Genomic DNA, 1026 nt, shown 5'->3' with positions numbered 1-1026 from the left:
CCCCAGGCCCGAAGGCCCCCCCCGCCCGGATCCCCTTGTCGGGACGCCCCTTCCTGCGCCAAGTTTGGCAGTCAACGGGGGCCGCAAACCTTACCGTGAAGCATGTCGGGAATGGCCTGTGTGGATGGTTCCTGCATAGCAAGACTTTTTTGATCTGATTTGTGCATTTGTCAGAAGCAGTCATGTGTCCGGCCTGTTTGCGCGGTTTTGACCGCTGGCCCTGATGGGTTCCGCAAACCAAGTTCCTAACAGCTTCGCGGGCTATGATGCCCGGGCCATTCGGCGGAGTGTCTTGGTTTTGGCGGCAGACTTATGCACCATCATATCGCGGGTCTTGCTAACTCGATGTTCTTTTCGCCTCAGGCTGCAGCGCGTGGGCTGTAGGGTTCGTTGCGGGTCAGTACCGCCCAGACGATCCGGGCAGTCTTATTGGCCATGGCCACTGTTGCGACGCGAGCAGGTTTGCGTTCGAGCAAAGACGTCAGCCATTTACTTGCACGTTCGGGGTGTGACCTCGTTTGTCGGACTAATGATGTCGTGCCGACGACAAGCAGTGATCGCAAATACTGGTCGCCCATCTTGGTTATCCGTCCTAACTTCTCCTTGCCGCCGCTGGACTTGTTCGCCGGCGTCAGGCCCAGCCAGGCAGCGAACTCCCGACCACTACGGAACTGATGCCCGTCTCCAATGCTGGCGATGATCGCAGAGGCCGTCACCGCGCCAACGCCAGGGATCGTGCGCAGAAGACGAACGCGCGCGTCCTCTTTAGCGACTTGTTTGACACGATCTTCGTACCAACGGACCCGTTTATGCAGGGCCATGAGCTGCTCGCACAGATTGTGGATCACTTCATTGGCAATGTCAGGTAGATCAAGAACCTCACCCAGCGTTATGTCTTCAGCAAACCCAATCACCCGGGCGAGGCCTCTCGGTATAAAGATGCCAAACTCGCACAGCAAACCGCCAGAATGGTAAATGAGTTGAGTTCCTGGGCGACCACGAAAGCAACCCCACCAAAGAACAAAA

1 protein-coding gene is annotated in these 1026 nt (G+C 57.2%); it reads right to left on the bottom strand.

Annotation, left to right across the window (positions count from 1 at the left end):
• Window positions 1-359: 359 nt before the first annotated feature.
• Window positions 360-1026: IS110 family transposase (locus HEP69_RS23550; RefSeq protein ID WP_290560951.1), on the bottom strand; the 667-nt coding region annotated here is incomplete at its 5' end.

This window comes from Aestuariivita sp. (genome assembly GCF_021404545.1).
Classification (GTDB): Bacteria; Pseudomonadota; Alphaproteobacteria; order Rhodobacterales; family Rhodobacteraceae; genus Aestuariivita.
Note: the sequence above shows the minus strand (reverse complement) of the source record. Positions and strands in the feature narration are given on the sequence as shown.